The 17,270-nt window shown below is 49.8% G+C and carries 14 protein-coding genes; 3 read left to right on the top strand and 11 right to left on the bottom strand.

The genetic code is table 11. The features are described 5' to 3' along the window. Positions 1-101: 101 nt before the first annotated feature. The 6 genes from holA to GJJ30_RS15355 all read right to left on the bottom strand — a co-directional run bounded on the left by holA (position 102) and on the right by GJJ30_RS15355 (position 5,001). A complete protein-coding gene (gene holA, locus GJJ30_RS15380; RefSeq protein ID WP_154176056.1) occupies positions 102-1,121 on the bottom strand; it encodes a DNA polymerase III subunit delta in 1,020 nt (339 codons plus the stop codon). A 29-nt stretch (positions 1,122-1,150) separates the two neighbouring features. Beyond that, complete coding sequence (locus GJJ30_RS15375; RefSeq protein ID WP_154176055.1) at positions 1,151-1,768, bottom strand: acyl carrier protein phosphodiesterase; 618 nt, start codon at positions 1,766-1,768, stop codon at positions 1,151-1,153. Positions 1,769-1,780: 12 nt separating this feature from the next. Beyond that, on the bottom strand, positions 1,781-2,281 hold the full coding sequence (locus tag GJJ30_RS15370; RefSeq protein WP_154176054.1) for a deoxycytidylate deaminase: 501 nt from the start codon (positions 2,279-2,281) through the stop codon (positions 1,781-1,783). Between the two features lie 105 nt (positions 2,282-2,386). Further along, entirely contained in the window at positions 2,387-3,730 is a 1,344-nt protein-coding gene (locus GJJ30_RS15365; protein ID WP_154176053.1) for an ABC1 kinase family protein, read from the bottom strand. 79 nt (positions 3,731-3,809) lie between these two features. Next, positions 3,810-4,478, bottom strand: a complete 669-nt coding sequence (locus tag GJJ30_RS15360) for a TetR family transcriptional regulator C-terminal domain-containing protein (RefSeq protein ID WP_154176052.1) — start codon at positions 4,476-4,478, stop codon at positions 3,810-3,812. Positions 4,479-4,509: 31 nt separating this feature from the next. Further along, entirely contained in the window at positions 4,510-5,001 is a 492-nt protein-coding gene (locus GJJ30_RS15355; protein WP_154176051.1) for a YajQ family cyclic di-GMP-binding protein, read from the bottom strand. Positions 5,002-5,213: 212 nt separating this feature from the next. Between GJJ30_RS15355 and GJJ30_RS15350 the strand changes: the two genes are divergently transcribed. After that, positions 5,214-6,479, top strand: coding sequence for a T9SS type A sorting domain-containing protein (locus GJJ30_RS15350; protein ID WP_154176050.1), 1,266 nt, complete (start codon positions 5,214-5,216; stop codon positions 6,477-6,479). A 3-nt stretch (positions 6,480-6,482) separates the two neighbouring features. Here GJJ30_RS15350 and GJJ30_RS15345 read toward each other — a convergent pair whose 3' ends face one another. The 4 genes from GJJ30_RS15345 to GJJ30_RS15330 all read right to left on the bottom strand — a co-directional run bounded on the left by GJJ30_RS15345 (position 6,483) and on the right by GJJ30_RS15330 (position 11,413). Beyond that, the gene (locus GJJ30_RS15345; RefSeq protein WP_154176049.1) at positions 6,483-8,576 is read right to left on the bottom strand and encodes a ComEC/Rec2 family competence protein; all 2,094 of its coding nucleotides are present in this window, start codon (positions 8,574-8,576) and stop codon (positions 6,483-6,485) included. Continuing rightward, complete coding sequence (locus tag GJJ30_RS15340) at positions 8,576-9,025, bottom strand: GNAT family N-acetyltransferase (RefSeq protein ID WP_154176048.1); 450 nt, start codon at positions 9,023-9,025, stop codon at positions 8,576-8,578. Before GJJ30_RS15340 ends, GJJ30_RS15345 begins: the two co-directional genes overlap by 1 nt. 131 nt (positions 9,026-9,156) lie before the next feature. Beyond that, complete coding sequence (locus GJJ30_RS15335; protein WP_154176047.1) at positions 9,157-10,485, bottom strand: M43 family zinc metalloprotease; 1,329 nt, start codon at positions 10,483-10,485, stop codon at positions 9,157-9,159. Further along, positions 10,466-11,413, bottom strand: coding sequence for a PhoH family protein (locus GJJ30_RS15330; protein ID WP_154176451.1), 948 nt, complete (start codon positions 11,411-11,413; stop codon positions 10,466-10,468). The genes GJJ30_RS15335 and GJJ30_RS15330 overlap by 20 nt, the downstream gene beginning before the upstream one ends. Positions 11,414-11,879: 466 nt before the next feature. Here GJJ30_RS15330 and dnaB point away from each other — a divergent pair, with 466 nt between their 5' ends. Continuing rightward, positions 11,880-13,427, top strand: a complete 1,548-nt coding sequence (dnaB, locus tag GJJ30_RS15325; RefSeq protein WP_229313149.1) for a replicative DNA helicase — start codon at positions 11,880-11,882, stop codon at positions 13,425-13,427. Positions 13,428-13,466: 39 nt separating this feature from the next. Here dnaB and rlmD read toward each other — a convergent pair whose 3' ends face one another. Next, positions 13,467-14,897 carry a 23S rRNA (uracil(1939)-C(5))-methyltransferase RlmD gene (gene rlmD / locus GJJ30_RS15320; RefSeq protein WP_229313147.1) on the bottom strand — a complete coding sequence of 477 codons (1,431 nt, stop codon included), beginning with the start codon at positions 14,895-14,897 and terminating at the stop codon, positions 13,467-13,469. An 89-nt stretch (positions 14,898-14,986) separates the two neighbouring features. Between rlmD and GJJ30_RS15315 the strand changes: the two genes are divergently transcribed. Continuing rightward, positions 14,987-17,236 carry a T9SS type B sorting domain-containing protein gene (locus GJJ30_RS15315; protein WP_154176044.1) on the top strand — a complete coding sequence of 750 codons (2,250 nt, stop codon included), beginning with the start codon at positions 14,987-14,989 and terminating at the stop codon, positions 17,234-17,236. Positions 17,237-17,270 lie beyond the last annotated feature (34 nt).

Raw genomic sequence — 17,270 nt, 5'->3', positions numbered from 1 at the left:
AAACCGCCCTCACTCCAGGCGGTTTTTGTGTTTAACCCTGTCAGCGGTTGGAAACCCTGACAGCGGCTCAAACCAAAGATAGAATTCACCGCTGACAGGGTTTAGTGCAAAATATCGAAGACCAATTGCTTTAGAATAGCGCCCTCGCTCAGAGAAGGGGAATCAATTCCTTTCGAAAGTGCGTCGGCATACCGGATGGAGCGGATAATTCCGGCTACTTTCCACAACGGATACGCCCGGGCGGTTTGCAGGTAATCCTTGACGAAAAACGTGTGAACGCCCAACAGGGTCGCCAGCGTTTTCTCGGACTGATCGCGCGAGGCCTGAACCATCAGCACTTTCGTAAAGAATTGATACAGAATGATGAGCATGGGGGGCAACGGATTATCTTTCGGGTTCCGGCTGAAATAATCGGCAATGCGGTTGGCTTTCAAAACATCCCGGATCGTAAGCGCTTTCTGCAATTCAAACACGTTGTACTCCTTGCTGATTCCCACCAGCCGCTCCACCGTGTCGGCGCTGACTTCTTCACCCACTTTCAGGTTGATCATGATTTTATCGATTTCGCTGGCCAGCCGTTTCAGGTCATTGCCAATGTAATCGAACAGCATCTGAATCGCTTTCAGGCTGATTTTAACGTTCTGCTGCCGACAATAGTCGCCGATCCAGTCCGGCACTTTGTTGTCGTAGAGTTTTTTGGAGTTGAGCAACACGCCTTTTTGACCAATGGCTTTCGCCAGCGCTTTCCGTTCGTCGAACGGCCCCGTGTGGCAAAGCACCAGAATCGTGGACGACAATGGGGCTTTAGCGTACTCTTCCAGCAGCGACTGACTGGCTTTTTCGTTTAAACCGCCCAGTTGCTGCGCTTCCTTCACCAGAACCAACTGGCGGTCGGCCATGAACGGATACCGCCGGGCCATGTTGATGACCGCTCCTACCTGGGTGTCTTTTCCAAAAACCGTAAATTGATTAAACCCTCTTTCGTGTTCAGGAACGGCTATTTTTTCAATTTCGTCGGCAATCAGTTCGGTAAAAAACGTTTCGTCGCCGTGCAACAAATACAGGGGCGCAAAATTTTTCTTTCGGACATCTTTCAAAATCTGGTCAACGGCGGGAGTCATAACGGATATGTATATACGTCGCTAGATACTTAAATTGAATGAGTTACATCCGGGCAGTTTTCGGTCAGAAAATCCCGGACATGTTGCTGCAAATCAGGAAAAAAGCGGTCGAAATAACCGCCAAAAGTAGTGTAATTCTCTTTCAAATCGTTAACGGCAGTGTCCAGATTCGACGGAAAAGCCGTCCGTCGCGACAACCCTTTCAGACTGCGGTCAATCCCTTCGAGAAACCGGTAATTCATCAGCCAATCGTTCTGCATCATGTAACCAGCCATCCGCCAGGCCGGGTCGGGCAGTTGATCGCGGTGATTTCTCAGAAATTCGTAAAAACCGCCGACAAATTCCGACAGAGGTTGATGGGCAATTTCGTAAAACCGGGTCGCCAGAAAATGATCCAGAAAAACATCAATGGCCGGACCAGCGTATTTATGACAACGCGGACGCACCACAATCCGCATCTCTTCAATCAAGGGGTGATGATCCGTAAACTGATCGATCTGGCGGTGCAGGCTGATTCCGAACTGAACCTCAGCGGATAATCCGTGCCGGGGATGGGCAGGATTTCCCTTGATAAAATCAGCGATAAAATTGCCAATGATCAGGCCCTCGTCTGTTCCGGAAAGATACGCGTGTGCTAATATATTCATCGATCAGACCACCTACAAATGCGGGTCGCCCTGCGAAATTACAGTTTCAAACCCCGGCGTAGGCTGGTATTGGACGGTTTCTATCCCGAATTTACGCAAAAACTCGACACCTTCGTCCGTCGGGATGCCTTTGTACTGCGCGTAGGAATGCAAAAAAACCACCTTTGCAATTTTCATACTAAAGATAATCCGCGCACAGGCGATGCAGGGTGAAAGAGTTACGTAAATCGTCGCGCCCTCGATAACCGCGCCGTTTTTAGCGGCATACAGAATCGCGTTCTGCTCCGCGTGCAGCGCCAGGGAACAACTTCCTTTGGAATCGCGCGGGCAGCCCACTTCTGGAAATTCCTCGTCGCAGTTGTGCGTACCGGAGGGTGGCCCATTGTAACCGATGGAGATAATACGGGTTTCTTTGGTCAAAACCGCACCGACCTGTGCCTTAATGCAATGGGATCGTTTGGACAGATTGACGGCCAGATCCATGAAAATATCGTCAAACCGGGGCTTGGTCATCGAACTTAGTTACTGGTTTCTAGTTTGTCGTTTATGGTTAAAAACTTAAAAAATCATCCTAACCTTAAACTATAAACCATAAACTTAAAACTATTTAACTGTTACTCAAGCTGTCTTTTGCATTTCCAGCCGTAGCTTATTCGAAACCAGCCAATCCGGTTTGTGCGTAATTACCCTGGCTTTCAGCTCATTCAGCATCGAATAAAGTCCGAAATAAGTCCGGTTGATATATAAACCGTGTTGCGAACCCCGGGCGACTTTCGAATTTTTCAGTTCCTCGACATTAGCGAGTTCTTCGGCAAACGCGTAAACCGTATCGAAATAACTATTGTCGCCGAAGTCGAAAGTTTGCGTTTCGAACGGTTTTCCGAGCAAAACAATCATCTTCTTGAAGAGATCGACGAAAAACGCCTGTTCTTTCGGAGAATCTTCGGGGACGATAAATTCCAGGTTCCGGAAAATCCCGAGCGTCGTCTGATCGTCGTCCAGCGTGTCAAAGTTGATGAGCCGGAAATAATTGTCGTAAAAGAAATCAGGGATAACCTTCACACAGCCAAAATCAATGACGCCCATCGTTCCGTCGGTGCGCATCAGAAAATTGCCGGGATGCGGGTCGGCATGAACCTGTTTAAGGTCGTGAATCTGAAAGTTATAGAAATCCCACAATGCCTGACCAATGCGGTTTCGGATCTCCTGCGACGGATTCATTTTCAAAAAATCTTTCAGGTGAAAACCGTCCAGCCAATCCATCGTCAAAATCCGCTTGCTCGACAATTCCGGGTAGTAATTCGGAAAAACCAGGTTCGGAATTGAGGCACACTGCTTCGATATATATATGGACCGGTTCAGTTCCAGTTCGTAATCCGTTTCCTCCAGCAACTTGGATTCCACCTCGCCCATGTAGCGATTGATATCCTTTTCGTTCAGGTTCAGCAGCCGAATGGCGAGCGGTTTGGCAATCCGCAAATCGGAACTGACGCTGTCGGCCACCCCCGGATATTGGACTTTAACCGCCAGTTTCTTCCCATTTTTCCACGCCTGATGCACCTGCCCAATCGAGGCCGCATTAACGGCTTCCATCTCAAACCGGTCGTAAATCTGCTGCGGAGATTTGCCAAAATAAGTCCGGAACATCTTGACAACCAGTGGCCCCGACAAGGGCGGTGCCGAATATTGCGACATCGCGAACTGATCGACGTAGGCCCGTGGCAGAATATTCCGGTCCATACTCAGCATCTGCGCCATCTTCAACGCGCTGCCTTTCAGCTCACTCAAGGCGTTATAGATATCGGTGGCATTGTCCTTGTGCAATTCCTCCTTCGTCCGTTCGGGATCGAGTAACTTTTTGCCGTAATGCTTCAGGTAATTGCCCCCCACTTTTACCCCCGCCTTCACAAACTGGCTGGCCCGGGCAACTTTGGTGGTCGGAATATGGTTTTGCGTTTTCATTTTATGAAAAATGACCAATTAACAAAGAAAAATGAACCGCTCGAATACGTCTTGTTCATTTTTCACTGTTAATTATTCATTATTTATTTTGAAAAATGAATTTAGCCAGATCAAACAGCGAATCCAGCGGGGAACGACCAATCAGATCGAAAGCCGTATTGACCGATTTTTCGATGGCGGTATCGGTTTTCTCAAAATTCTTGCTGACGTCGTTGATCCAGAAGTGGAGAATAAACAGGGTCTGCGTCCACAAACCGTCGGCGTATCGATCGGATAGAAGCGGCCGGGGTTCAACCTCCTTGCTTTCACGCCCCTCGGCCAGCAAATCGCGAACGAAGTCATAGTACGACTCCTTGAATGGTTGAAGAATTCGCGACGATTGGGTTCCCATTCGGGCCTTGGCCATCGGCGACGCCTGCACCTGGCTCTGCCGGATGCGGTTATAACTAAAAACCGCAAAACTGCGCTGGGATTTCAGGACTTCAATCCAGGTATAATAAAAGGCCAGCAGTTTTTCCCGGACCGAATACGTCTGGTAAATCGGGTCCGTTTCAATGTTTTGAAGGGCCTGCTTAAAAAAAGTCAGCCAGATATCGGCTTCAATTGACTCAAAGGAGGTGTACTCCTGGTAGAAATCAGCCTCTGAGATTTTTAGTTTTTTCGCAAATTGAAAAACACTCGGTGGTGGGGTTCCGTTTTCAAGCACGTAATCGGTGTAGGCTTTGCGGATTTTTTCCAGTTTTTCCATACCTGACCAACGATGTGTTCCGAAAAAAAGTTTAGCTTTTCATGTTCACAAACTGCAAAGAAACGTCCAGTTCGGCCCGGCGCAACATACCGATGACGGCCTGCAGATCGTCAATTTTTTTACTCGTCACCCGCACCTGGTCGTCCATCGCCTGAGCGGTTATTTTCGGAAACTGGTCTTTGATCAATTTCAGGATTTTCCGCTGCTGGTCTTTGTCCAGCCCCTGCCGGATTTTCAGCTCCCGGCGCAGGCGGTTTCCCGACTGCTGGGGTTCGGCCGTAAAATCCAGACTGCGCCCATCGACCCCCTGCTTCACCATTCGCGCCAGCAGAATATCCTCCACCGATTTCAGGCTCATATCATTGTCCGTATCGATCTTGACATTGAGGTCTTTTTTATTGAGATCAACCGAAGTCTTGCTGTTCCGCAGGTCATAGCGATTGGCTATCTCCTTGATTGCGACGTTGATTGCATTGTCCAGCGTTTGCAAATCTACTTTGCTGACGATATCGAAAGAAGCCATGAGTAAGTTAATTATCGGATAAAATAGTTGAATCAACCGTTTTTTTCGATACAAAAGTAGAGTCATCCGATTGATCGAACAACCTTTCTGGCCGTATTTAATGGAAGATACAATTATGAATCCCAGCGTATGTTTTACAGATAAAGGATAAAAATTTTGTATGTATATACAATGTATTTACTTTCGATGTAAATTCGCATAATCTGTCTGCCATGAAAAAAATTGTTTACCTGATTGGTTTCGCCCTGTCATTGGGCGCACAAACCAGTTTTGGTCAGTGTGCCCCGGCCTCCCCATCGTGTTCGGGCTGTACCGCATTAACCGCCAGCAATCAAAATCTGTCTTCCGGAAAGTACTGCATTACCACAACGGTCAGCAACCTCAACATCCAGGCCGGAGCCGTCGTTTGCGTCACCGCGCCCGGCTCGCTCGTTAATTCAAACCTGGTTGGCGGAACCTTGATTTATAATTCAGGGACTTTGTCTAATTTCAATGCCAACTCCGGCGACCTCCGTGTGCACGGGACGCTGACCAATCCCGTAAATTCCAACTTCAATGGTGCGCGGGTCATTGTCGAAAACGGCGGCATTCTGAACATGACAGATATGAATATCAACGGTGACCTGGTAGTCGACAACGGCACGGTCAACGTCACCAACCTGTTCAGAATCAACGGGAATGGCAATGTTTGCATGGCAAATATGGGGCAAATCCATACGCAATATTTCCAGAATAACAATAAAAACGGAACCACCGCCCAAAGTACGAAAGGCTGTATTTCGATTTCTAATCCGCAGGGGCAAACCAATCTCAACAATGTCCTGACCGGTTCTTCGAATGTGCTGGTTTGTTTGCCCGGTTCTTTCACACCGGGCAATCTGGGTTCCGCCACCGTCACCAATAACTGCTCGGGTTGCACGTCCGCCCTGCCCGTTACCTATGCTTATTTCCGGGCGCTGGCTCAGCAAACCGGGGTTCGGTTGGAATGGCAAACTTCAAATGAACTTAATCACGGTTATTTTATCGTCGAACGGTCGACCAACGCGATGGATTTTACAGCGATCAGCGGCCCGGTAATCGACCCGATTGGCACCCAAAACGGCAGTAAATCATATCGATACATTGACGATGCCATTACGGAAGGGACGTTTTATTACCGCCTGAAACAAGTCGATACGGATGGACAGTATGTTTACTCGAAACTGGTTGCGGTTATTCTGGGTGATCAAAATCCGGTAGTTCATGTATTTCCAAATCCGGTAGTCAATCAATTGAACGTCAGCCTGGAAACGGACGAAATGGGGATTATCGATACGGAATTATCAGATATCAGCGGTAAACTTCTGTTTTCGGAAAGCCGGAATAAAACGGAAAAGAAACAAGTCCAGGTCATAAATTTTCAACAGATTCCAACCGGAATTTACCTGGTATCGATCCGGTTAGGCAATCAGTTTTTCATTCGGAAAGTGGTGAAGTAATTCTCAAAACCTGGCAAGATAAGCACCCTGCTGACGAACCGAATGGCACGGAATCCCGCGTTCGTGGGCTTCCAAAAGCAGCCGGTCCGTCAGCGGGGTTTTGTTCGAGTCGTCAAATATAATGTTTCGGGCCACGAGCCTACCTTTTAGCTGATCCCAATTCTGTAAGACATCCTGACTGATAATCAGGTAATCAACAATCGCTCGCAAACGCCAATTGGCCTTTTTTGACAACCGATTGACGATCACGATACGTTTTCCCTGCCATTGGACCAGTGAAAGATCTCGATTTTGATGGAAAGCAAGTTGACTTTCAAAGGGGGCAAGCTGGGAATACGTAATTTCACTCACGCCCAGACTATCCCAGGTATTTCGAACATAAAACGTCACTTCGCGGCTTTTGTCGGACATTGGTTTCTTCGTCAGCAGCAAAGCTGTCTTCCCATGAACGAAGCTGATGGCCGATTGATGCGGGACAAAATGAACAATTAATAACCGCTGGTTTTTTCGCTTCACAATAGTTAATCCAGCCGATACAACCAGCAAAACCGCACAGCAGGCCAGTAACCAACTGTAGTATCGTTCCCGGCGAATCAGCAAACAAATTCCGAAAATAATGACCGCATAGATCAAAAGCAGTTCCCAACCCGTCGTCGTCAGCGGTTTTAGAATGGAGTCCGGTAGTTTTTCAGTATATACAATGGTCTGATTCAACAGCCACATTGTCCAGAACAGCACTTTCCCGACGCCAAGGCCAACGTACGGAATCCATCCTACGACCAGCAATCCCATTGCCAGAATTAAAACCAGGGACGAAAGGGGAATGACAAGGGGATTGGCGAGCCAGAAATAAGTTGGGAACTGGTGAAAATAAAAAATTCCCAGCGGAAAGGTCAGCAATTGGGCCACCAGCGAAACCGCCGTAATTTTCCACAGCCAGTCGGCCCAGCGAAATCGAAACGACATACTCTGATACAGACTACGATGCCAGAGAATTAAGCTACCTACGGCCAGATACGACAACTGAAAACCGGCTGTCGTTAGCGCGTAGGGATCAAAAAGCAGGATTAAAAAAGCCGAAGCCGCCAGCGTATTTAACGGGTTATTGGATCGGCCCAACGTCTGGCCAATCAGCAGCAACGAAAACATGAAAGCCGATCGCAGAACCGGGGCCGAAAAACCGGTCATCAGGGCGTAAAACCACAACAGGCCAACCATGAGGGCGGCAAAAAGGTAGTTTCCGCCCTTGCGCTTTTTCAAAAAACCTAGCACAAAACTTACGGCTGCGAATAAAACTCCTACGTGTAGACCGGATACCGACAAAACATGAACCGCTCCGGCGGCCGAGTAGGCTTGCTGCAAGTCCGTGTCGATGCCATCGCGAACACCCAGAATCATCGCCTTTACGATGGCAAATTCCTGCCCGACGCCCAAGTGGCTGGTAAAAACACTGTCAGCCCAATCATTGACGGCGTAAGCACTGGCAATCAGCCGATTGAGCGGATCGGTACCCAAAACCGCCCGGTCCGAAGGACGCAAGTACTGCTGATGATAAATGCCCCGGTTGGCCAGATGGCGCTTGTAGTTAAACTCGCCGGGATTCAAAGGTGGATCGATCGTGCGGGGAGCGCCCCGAACCAGCCAGACATCGCCATAAACCGGTTTTTTGGCTACTGTTTTATCTATGTATATAATTAGTCGCCCGTTTGCCGTTTGCCACGCCGAATCCGTCAGCACCTTGCGAACCTCCACTTCCAGACGAAAAGTTTTGGTGCGGTTTTCGGTCTGGGAAGCTACAACCGCTTCATAGGCCCGGATAGGCCGGTGGACATGAACCAAATTTTGGGAATCATACCGGGAAGTGTGGTTTTCGGTAATTAAATATCCTGTACAAGCAAGTATCGCCAGACTTAAAAGACCTTTTAGAATCGGATTTGGAAAAGATTTGAACCAGAAAGTAGTCAAAAGAAGCAGCGAGCTGGCAATCAGCAGGCCGACGATAACCGGAGCCAGGGAAGGGAAAAATAGATTGGCGACAATACCGCCAATCAGCGCCTTCACATAGCGAACAAACGGAAAAGCGTTCCAGCGTAGCATCAGGCCGGGAAAGAAGATGCGGGTAAAACCATTTTATAATGCTGAATTCCACACTCCTCGAACATCGGTCCTACAGCTTTAAAACCGAATCGGGCATACAGGGGCATCGCCGTGATCTGCGCGTTCAGATAAACCGATTCGATCGGTTCGGGCTGCTGACTAAACACATCCTCCAGGACAGTTCGGACCAATTCCTGCCCAACCCCTTTCCCCCGGAAAGCGGCCAGTACGGCAAAACGCTCCAGTTTTATGCCATACGAAGTTGTCCGCCAACGAGCTGTTCCACAAGGTGTTCCGTCAAAATATGCTAGAAAATGGTGGCTGATTTTCTCAAATTCATCATACTCATCCTCCGAGCGAACGTGTTGCTCCTTCACAAACACTTCCTCACGAATGGCAAACACCTGCTGAAGTTCAGCCGGACGGTTAACCTGAATCACTTCAATCATACGGCGGAGGTTTTCGGTGGACGGTTTCTTGTTTACGGTTTTTGGTATTCAGTTTTCGGTAGCTGACGCAAGCGTTACCATTTTGTGCCCGACAGCCACCGAAAACCGTGTACCAAAAATCGCAAACCGATTTAACGAATCAGCAATCTTTTGGATGCAGTTTCTTTATCGGTATGCACTTTCACAAAATAAATACCGCGACCCAAGGTTTCCAATGGAATACTGATCGAGGTACTGGGGTAATTCGTAAAATTCTGCGAACGTACAATGCGCCCCGCCAAATCCGTGACATCAACCTGGAATGTCTGAAAACCGGTGAACAGCACTTCCAGTGTCGATTCTTTTTGCGCAGGATTCGGAAATACATTCAAGGTCAACGTCTCGGCCTGGGGCAGCGGATCGGCGGATCGAACGACCCGCTGCCGCCGGGGACTGGCTTCGATAACTGCCCGCATCCGCGCTTTCTGATCCTGCGTAAACAGGTTCATGCAAGCATCCGGGGTATAATCCAGGTAATTTTCAATTTGATTACGAGTGCGTGTCCCGCTGCAGTTCGAGAACTTTTCGGGGCATTCGGTGGTCTGGTTGGCACTTTCGGTCGGTGGCGTATCGGCACAATAATCATCTCCACACATCGCATCGCCCCAGGTGTGAATCAGGCCGAGCCAATGTCCTACTTCGTGAGTCGTCGTCCGCCCATACTTATACGTTTTACTCACCACAGCACCTATATCGCTCCCGAAATAGCGGTAATCGATCACAACGCCATCGGTCAGTTCGTTTTCCAGCGGGGATAATCCGCTGATTCCCTGGGCTTCCGGAAACTGAGCGTATCCCAGGTATTCGTTTTTGAGCGTCGTTACCCAAATATTCAGATACTTATCACTGGGCCAATACGAAATGCTGGACAAGAGCAGATCGTCACCACTCGATCCGTCATACACGTTAAAATTTATTTTCTGCGAATAATTCCGGGTGATTCCGCTTGTCTGTTTGCCGTCGGGATCGGTTCGGGCCAGAAAGAACTCGATGCCGGTGTCCGCCCCAATCGGATTGGTATTGAACCCCCGGGTATCGGGCATCCGGCGGTAATCCTCGTTCAGAACCCGAATCTGGGACGCAATCTGTTCATCCGAAATGTTGGAATTATTCGCCCCACCCACAAAACCGGACGAGTTATTATGCACGACATGCACCACCACCGGAATGCGATAAACGACTTCACCAACCCGCGACCGTCCCCGGTTATTTCGCTGTTCCTGAATCAGTTGCTCGATTTGCTCGTTAAGTCTCAGCCGCTTTTCCAACCGCTGCGGATCTCTTTTTTGCAGGGTCTCTTCCCGGTAAATGATTCCACAACGTTGTAGCGTCTCCAGCGTTTGCGCCCGCGACACCGTTATTGCGAAGCTGAGAAAAATACCCAGTGCGGCAAAGAGTGGCTTATTTTTCAGCCCGTTCATATGCGGTGATGATTTCTTTAACCAGGCGGTGCCGAACCACATCGCTGCCATCCAGTTCCACAAAAGCAATGCCTTTAATATCCTTCAAAAGCTCCACAGCTTCGATTAAACCGGATCGCTGGTTTTTGGGCAAATCGATCTGCGAACGGTCACCGGTGATGATGGCTTTTGAACTCGGCCCCATCCGCGTCAGAAACATTTTCATCTGCATGGGCGTCGTGTTCTGGGCTTCGTCCAGTAATATAAAGGCGTTATTGAGCGTACGTCCGCGCATGTAAGCCAGGGGCGCAATTTCAATCGTGCGGCTTTCAATGTACAGTTTTAGCTTTTCGGCCGGAATCATATCGTCCAGCGCATCATAAATCGGACGCAGGTACGGGTCGATCTTCTCTTTTAAATCGCCGGGCAGGAATCCGAGGTTTTCGCCCGCTTCCACTGCCGGACGCGTAATGATGATCTTTTTGACTTCCTTATTTTTCAGCGCCCGAACCGCAATGGCCACGGCGGTATACGTCTTTCCGGTACCAGCGGGGCCAACTGCAAAAACCAGGTCATATTTTTCGGAAACGTCAACCAGGCGTTGCTGATTGGCGGTTTTGGCCCGGACAATCACACCTTTGGTGCCGTAAACAAGCACACTGTCGTCGTTCGGTAAGGCCGCGGCCGGTTCCCGCTCGTTATTCTTCAGGAAACTCCGGACATTTTCGTGGGTGAGTTTTCCGTACTTCTGGTAGTGTTCGATGAGCGAGTCCAGAATGTCGGTAATGCGGGTAATTTCCGGGGTCGTTCCTTTGATGCGGATCTCGTTCCCACGGGAAATAATTTTACTCATCGGAAAAGCGGCCGCTACCTCTTTGATGTTGTTGTTTTCAACTCCCAAAAAGTCGATGAGCGATACATTGTCAAGGGTGATTACTTTTTCTACCAAATCTCCATTCATATTTTCAGGGTGAGCGTACTTTGTTTTCCTTCTAAATTTAGAGGATCGTACGTACTAAACAACAAAATTCGCTAATTATTATCACAAGATCACCTCAATTTTCCGCAATCAGTTCACGATTAATCAGTTGCATTTGGTTTCGGAGCTTACATAAAAGCAGGCCCAAATCATCATACGATACCCGGTAGCGGAGGTTTCCAACCGTAAGCTAAATCGACGTTTTTTTTTTACTTTTTTTTCTGACGGAGTGGGAAGAATATGTACTTTAGAGACAACAAGTTAATGCCTCCATTTCTGTCCTCGTACCCCCAAAACCCTAAACCCGCGGCTTTTCATTCTACTGATGAATGGCTATACTTGCAATGCAATGAAGAACGATCGCCCAACCAATTCAAATTTTCGGAAGACCCCTTACCTAGGCAATCGACGTAGTCAGTCGGATGGCATTAACCACATGCTGACACCCACCGGCCTGGGCAAACTACCTCCGCAGGCCATCGATCTGGAAGAAGCGGTTTTGGGCGCATTGATGATCGAGAAAGACGCTCTTTCGGCCGTAATCGATATTCTGAAGCCGGAGAGTTTTTATAAAGAAGCCAATCAACGGATTTATAATGCCATCGTTACCCTGTTCGGAAATGCCGAACCGGTTGACATGCTGACAGTTACGCAACAACTGCGGAAAAGCGGAGAAATTGAGGTGGTTGGCGGTGGTGGTTACGTAACCGAATTAACCACCCGCGTTACATCGGCGGCCAACATCGAATACCACGCCCGCGTTATTGCTGAAGCGTCCATCAAACGGGCCCTGATTACCGTTGCCAACGAAATTCAGCGCGACGCCTACGAAGACACCACCGACGTCTTCAATCTCCTCGACCGGATCGAACAGTCGATGTTCCGGATTTCGGAATCCAACATTCGGAAGAATTACGCCGACATGGGAACCATCATGCGGCAGGCACTGGACGAACTGGAGCAGAAAAAGAACATGAAAGACGGCCTGACGGGCGTACCGTCGGGTTTCAGCGCGCTGGATCGCCTAACGTCCGGCTGGCAGCGTTCGGAACTGATCATTCTGGCCGCCCGGCCAGGGATGGGAAAAACCGCTTTTGTTGTCAGTGCGCTCCGCAATGCCTCCGTCGATTTTGGTCAAGCCGTGGCTATTTTCTCGCTCGAGATGTCGTCGGTCCAATTGGTAAACCGGCTTATTTCGGCGGAAGCGGAAATTGACAGCGAAAAAATCAAGAAAGGCAATCTGGCTCCGCACGAATGGGCGCAGCTGCACCATAAAATACAGCGACTGACCGAAGCTCCCATTTTTATCGACGATACGCCCGCGCTTTCGATTCTGGAAATGCGTGCCAAATGCCGCCGGTTGAAAGCCCAGCACGATATTCAATTGGTCGTGATTGATTACCTGCAATTGATGTCCGGAGATACGTCGGGCAAAATGGGTGGTAATCGCGAGCAGGAAATTGCCTCGATTTCGCGGGCCATGAAAAACCTCGCCAAAGAACTGAATGTGCCGGTTATTGCGCTTTCGCAGTTAAGCCGGGCGGTTGAAACCCGCGGTGGTGATAAAAAACCGCAACTTTCCGACCTTCGGGAATCCGGCTCGATCGAGCAGGATGCCGACATGGTTATCTTCCTGTATCGCCCTGAATATTATGGCATTACCGCTGATGAACAGGGCAATTCAGTCTCCGGAATCGGGGAAGTAATCATTGCGAAAAACCGCTCGGGTTCGCTCGATACGGTTCAACTCCGGTTTATCGGAAAATACACGAAATTTGGCGATCTGGATGCGTATTTTATGCCCCAGACTCCTCCCCCATTCAGCGGCCCCTCGGCGGGATTCGATCCCAAAACTTCGGGTGCGCAGTCCTTCGAGAATCAGGGCGGTATTGTCAAGAGCAAAGCCAACACGCTGAATACACCCAATACCAACTTCTCCAATTTCGGGCACATCGACCCCAACCAACAGGAAACACCGTTTTAATGAGCGTAGGGCAGAGGGCCAGAAATTACACCCTCTGCCCTACGCCAAAACTCTTTTCTCCAGCCGTACCACATTCTCCACATGGTGGGTGTGCGGGAACATGTCGACGGGTTGAACGTCTTTTACTTCGTACATGGAATCCAGAATAGCCAGGTCGCGGGCCTGGGTAGCGGTATTGCAACTGACGTAAACGATTCGCTGGGGAGCGGCTAAAAGCAGATTTCTCGTAACGGCTTCGTCCATTCCGGCGCGGGGCGGATCTGTAATCACCACATCCGGTTTTCCGTATTTATTGAACAGCGCGGGAGTTAACAAGGTCGCCATATCGCCCGACAGAAACTCCGCATTTTGAATTCCGTTGATCGAAGCATTGACGCGCGCATCGTCAACGGCTGATTCAACATACTCAATGCCAAGCACTTGTTTGGCCTGACGCGCGACGAACAGAGCGATGGTTCCCGTTCCGGTGTACAAATCATACACCCGTTCCGAACCGGTCAACCGCGCCCAGTCGAGGGTAATTTTGTAGAGTTCAAAGGCTTGCCCGGCATTGGTCTGGTAAAAGGATTTGGGACCAACCCGAAACGTCAGTGGCTGACCACTGCCTTCATCCATCTGTTCCTCGATATACGGTTTTCCCCAATACGGAACCACGACCTGATCCTGGTACGAATCGTTCAGCTTTTTGTTCAGAATGTAATTCAGGGATACGATCTGGGGGAAGTTTTCCAGCAGCATATCCATCAACCCCTTCAATTCCTCCGGCCGATCTTCGGCCACCTGAATTATCACCATCACCTGCCCCGTCGACGCGGTCCGGATAATTACCGTGCGCAGGAATCCGACGTGCGTGTTCAGATTATACATCGTAAAACCGTGCCGGAACGCGTAATCGCCAACGGCCAGCCGAATGGCATTCGACGGGTCGGGTTGCAGGTAACAATGCGCAATCGGCAGAATTTTATCAAACCGCTTCGGGATGTGAAAGCCCACCGCCCGCTTGTCGACCGACATCCCGGAACGGATTTCCTCCTCCGTAATCCAGCGACCGTCAGCGCAGGTAAATTCGAGTTTATTGCGGTAATACGTTGTTTCGGCGGACGCTAAAGTCGGGTGAATAGGCGGCAGTTCAACCTTGCCGATTCGGGTCAAATGGTCGAACACCTGCTGGCCTTTGAAACGAAGTTGTTCGTCGTACCGGATGTGCTGCCATTTGCAACCACCACAGGTACCGAAATGCGGACAAAACGGTTCTGCGCGGCTGGGACCAAAGGAGTGGATTTTTTCAACGACGGCTTCCCGGTATTGCTTTTTTCGGTTCACAATTCGGATATCGACCACGTCGCCCGGTGCCGCCACCGGCCCCCCGGAACGCCCCTCGACAAATATGACGCCCTCCTCCGTTCGTATCAAACATTTTCCTTCCGCAGCAACATCGTCAATTCGAACGGCTTGCAACCGTTGCGTCATCTTTTGGGTCTTTCCTGACATAATAAACTGTAATAAATTCTGTAAATTAAGCACCGTATTTTGGTTTCAACAACCCTATTTTAATTTGGATGAAACAGTTTTACCGGATTATTGCCTGGTGTAGTTGGTTGGTATGGTGCTGGATGGGCTTGTCGTTAACGGCAACTGCGACTCATATCGTTGGCGGAGAGTTGGAATTAAAGCGATTGACCAATCAAAGTCCGTATACCCATCAGATTAGCCTCAACCTGTATTTTGATGACCTGAACGGCAATCCGCAGGCCGAAGACCCAACCGTTGGCATTTTTGTTTACCGAAAAGGGGATAATGCGTTTATCGGGTCGATCGAATTGCCGCAGGTGGGTTCCAAAATCGTCGATTATACCAAACCCGAGTGCGCCCTTCCCTCGCTCCGAACCCGTTTATTGCGGTACAGTAGTCTGGTGGTTTTCAACATGACGGCCTTCAACGATCCCCGCGGCTACTACATGGTGTGGGAGCGCTGCTGCCGCAACAATTCCATCAATAATATTCAGAACCCCGGTTTGGCCGGTTCAACTTTTTACCTGGAGTTTCCGGCACAGCGGTTGGCAAATGGACAGGATTACCTCAACTCCTCCCCTACTTTCCGACCCGTTCAGGGCGATTACATCTGCATTAACCAGCCATTTTCGTTCGATTTTGGCGCTACCGATCCCGACAACGACAGTCTGGTGTATCGCCTGGTTACGCCCTACAACGGTTTTAGCACCTCGCAAAATCCCCGGCCTCAGGTCGCTCAGCCCAGTTCGGCCTATCCCGAAATCCGCTGGATCAATGGTCTGAACCAGGACCGGGCCATTCCCGGACCGGCGCCCCTGAAGGTTAATGCCAGAACCGGTCTGCTGACGGTTACGGCGGGACAGATTGGCCTGTTTGTTTTTTGCGTTCAGGTTGAAGAATACCGCAAAAATGCCTCGGGAGTCTGGCAAAAGATCGGGCTCGTCCGGCGCGATTTCCAGTTGAAAGTCATTGACTGCCAGAAGAATAACCCGCCTTCGCTGGCAATGCGTCAGCAGGGTCAGGTGAATTTCTACAAAGAGGGGACGGTGATGAAATTATCCGAAAAAGACGCCGGTTGCGTCGATATTTACCTTACCGATCTTGATCCGAATCAGCGGATCAAACTATCGGTTCTGGACGGCCCCGCGCAGGGCATCTCCTTCGCCCCGGCCGAAGTATTGATTCCAAAACCGGGCGATACGCTTCGCTCCAAAGTCTGTTTCGATAAATGCCTGGGCGACGGCCAGCCGCTGAAGCTGGCTTTGCTGGCAACCGATGAAGGCTGTCCGCAGGGCTTGAAAGATACGCTGTACATCACCATCCAGATGGAAGCGGACCTGAATCGAAAACCGGATGCCGAAACCACTTTGCCGGGAAATCAGACGACCGTTCAGGCCGGTAAATCCCTGCAGTTCAACGTGTTGGGCAAAGATCCCGATCAGGATATGATCACGCTGACGGCGGTGGGCCGGGGCTTTAATCTAGCGCAGGTGGGCATGAGTTTCTCGGCGGTTTCCGGACAGGGCTCCGTCAGCCAGCAATTTAACTGGTCTCCCCAGTGTGATCAGGTCAAAAATACCGAATACATCGTTGATTTTATCGTGACCGACACTCGCTGTAACCGCAATCTGCGCGATACCGTAACCGTTCGGCTGAAAGCCGCACCCGCAACCGGCCACCCTCCTACGGTGCGAACGACGCTCAATAATCCCGTGATTGAACTGACCATTACGCACACTGACTCGGTTCCGGCCGCCGTTCGGTTCGATGTAATCGCCGAAGATCCTGACCCGGAAATTCAGAAGTTAACGGCAGTTGGCAACAAATTCGACTGGACACGACTCGGTATGAAATTTGAAAACAAAACCGGCCCTAGCCCGCTGGTTTCGCCGTTTGTCTGGCAACCGGGCTGTGACGTTTTACAGGGAAAAGAAAAAGCCACCTACGAACTGGATTTTATCTCGCAGGACAACAGTTGCCCCAATCAGTACGACACGACCCGCGTCACGTTCGTCGTGAAGGACATTCCGGTGGATTACAACATCACCATCACCAATGTCATTACGCCCAACGGCGATGGCAAAAACGATATTTTTAGCGTTCCTAACTTACCTCAGGACAACTGTGTGGACCAATTCCGGCGGGTCGATATTCACAATCGGTGGGGGAAAGCGGTTTTTTCATCAACTGACCGGCTTTTCCGCTGGGATGGGGCTGATTATCCAACGGGCCAGTATTATTACCTGATTCAGTATACCAACCGATCGTACAAAGGAACGGTCAGCCTGCTTCGCTAGCAGTTGACATACAGGTTTACAAAAAAAGCTATCC

The sequence above is a fragment of the Larkinella terrae genome (assembly GCF_009668025.1).
Taxonomy (GTDB): domain Bacteria; phylum Bacteroidota; class Bacteroidia; order Cytophagales; family Spirosomataceae; genus Larkinella; species Larkinella terrae.
The sequence above is the reverse complement of the archived record's forward strand: the minus strand, read 5'-3'. Positions and strand labels throughout refer to the sequence as shown.